Origin of the sequence: Bartonella sp. OT172YNZD (assembly GCF_042193725.1) — a bacterium.
Lineage (GTDB): Bacteria > Pseudomonadota > Alphaproteobacteria > Rhizobiales > Rhizobiaceae > Bartonella > Bartonella grahamii_A.
The window spans coordinates 1-2,118 of sequence record NZ_JBHILZ010000047.1 but is presented as its reverse complement, the minus strand read 5'-3'; the positions used below and the strand labels follow the sequence as shown (position 1 = coordinate 2,118).

General features: G+C 39.5%; 1 protein-coding gene and 2 pseudogenes. All 3 read left to right on the top strand.

The window, feature by feature from the left end:
- Positions 1–537, top strand: a pseudogene (locus tag ACFIJS_RS08825) (late control protein); the annotation flags it as partial.
- Positions 538–849: 312 nt separating this feature from the next.
- Positions 850–1,386, top strand: a pseudogene (locus tag ACFIJS_RS08820) (Rha family transcriptional regulator); the annotation flags it as partial.
- Positions 1,387–1,672: 286 nt separating this feature from the next.
- Positions 1,673–2,118 (top strand): antA/AntB antirepressor family protein (locus ACFIJS_RS08815; protein WP_375651238.1); only part of this gene is annotated, 446 nt, incomplete at its 3' end.

Sequence of the window (2,118 nt, the reverse complement as noted above, 5' to 3'; positions counted from 1 at the left end):
CCATCATCATCTGAATCGGAAAAAGCAGAAACAACACCTGAGAAAGGAGAAGAAGACAAAGAGAAAAAAGGCGGTGTACTTGCAAACTATCATGATATCCGTACTGGTGAAAAAAAGGAAGTCAAGGTTGGCAAACCACCGTTTCATGAACTCAAATATACCTACCACAATCAATCAGAAGCTGTTGCAGCCATTGCGGCTTATCGCAATAAATCATCGCGTGGGAAATCTTCTTTCTCATGTGATATTGGTGGTGATCCCTTTGTACAAGCAGAAGCAAAGCTTGTTCAAGAGCCCCCTTTCCGCCCCTATATTCCAGCAGAATGGCGTATCAAAAGTGTTAAGCACAAACTTGATAAAACGGGTGGTTACACTACAAAAATAGATTGCGAGCTTTTTGATGAAGCCCAAGAAAACACAGCTGGAAACGTTGCAAACACCACACCAGACAAAGATGATACCCTTGACCCAAACGCCCCACCCAATGCATACGACGAAGGCGAAGGCGTTATCCATATGGATGAGGAAGACAGATAAGTCAAATTAGCAAAAATGCAAAAAATCTCAGAAGCCACTTGACAATGTGGCGACAATATGAATAATCGAATCAGGTGCCTAAGAAACACCTTGATAGCAAGCGGATTGATTGTCGAAATAATCAGTTTTCCGCACATTAAAAAGCTTTGACTCATTGTATGTTACACGCATATAATGACTTTGTCGGGTGTAGTTACGCTATAAAATACCCTTTTGGGAAAAGCATAACGGCGGACTTGCTACCGTGTTTCTTAACACCCGACACTCTTGTAGAGTGTCAATAAGAAACCTCTAAGTAGCAAGGAGTTCTTTATGAACAATCTCATAGAAACTAAAGAAAGCACTGCTAATAGTGCTACCACTCGGACTATGTCTAGTCGTGAAATTGCTGATTTGTGTAAAAAGCAGCACGCACATATTATGCGTGATATCAAGAAAATGCTTGAAGAACTTAACGGCTCCAAATTTGGATTGGTTGATTTTATCGGTACTTACGTTGATGCAAAAGGTGAAAGCCGCCCTTGTTATAACTTACCTAAGCGTGAATGTTTAATTCTCGTATCTGGTTACAGTACTGCTTTACGTGCTAAAATCATTGACCGTTGGCAAGAATTGGAAAGACAAATAACAACACCACAAGTTGACTATTCCAAACCCGAAGCATTACTTGGTGTTTTGAATCACTTACAAAGTCAAATTGAGCAGAAAGATCATGTTATTGCAGAACTAGCTCCAAAAGCTGAAGCTTTGGAAGGTCTAAAGCGTTCTGATGGTTTGTTCGGTCTTATTGAAGCAGCAAAGATGCTTGAAGTACGACCTAAGGACTTAACGGATTATTTTTATAAAAACATTACATTGCCACTTGACAATGTAGCAACAATATGAATAATCGAATCAGGTGCCTCAAAAACACCTTAAACCAATAGCGGATAGATTGCCGAAACAATCTCTTCTCCGCACATTAAAGGCTTTGACTCGTTGTATGTTACACGCATATAATGACTTTGTCGGGTGTGGTTGTGCTATACAATACCCTTATGGGGAAAGCATAACGACGGACTATTGGCCGTGTTTTTGAGCGCCCGGCACTCTTCTAGAGTGTCAATCAAAAACGTCTAACCAATAGGAGTTCATCATGAACACTCTTATAGAAATTAAAGAACAGGTCATTGATCAAGAGACTGTTCAAACTGTTAACGCGCGTGATTTGCATGCATTTTTAGGAATTACATCAAAGTTTGCAGACTGGATTAAAAACCGCATTAAAGAATGTAAGTTTCTGGAAAATATAAACTTTATAACGCTTTCTAAAAATTTAGAAAACGGTGGAAAGGTAAAGGAATACCACATTACATTAGACATGGCTAAACACCTTTCCATGATCGAGCGTAATGACAAAGGACATGAAGCACGTCAATACTTTATCAAATGTGAACGGCTTTTGAAACAAGTAACAACACCACAAGTTGACTACTCCAAACCCGAAGCATTACTTGGTGTTTTGAATCACTTACAAAGCCAAATAGAGCAGAAGGATAACACCATTGCCGAATTAACACCAAAAGCAAAAGCTTTGGAAGG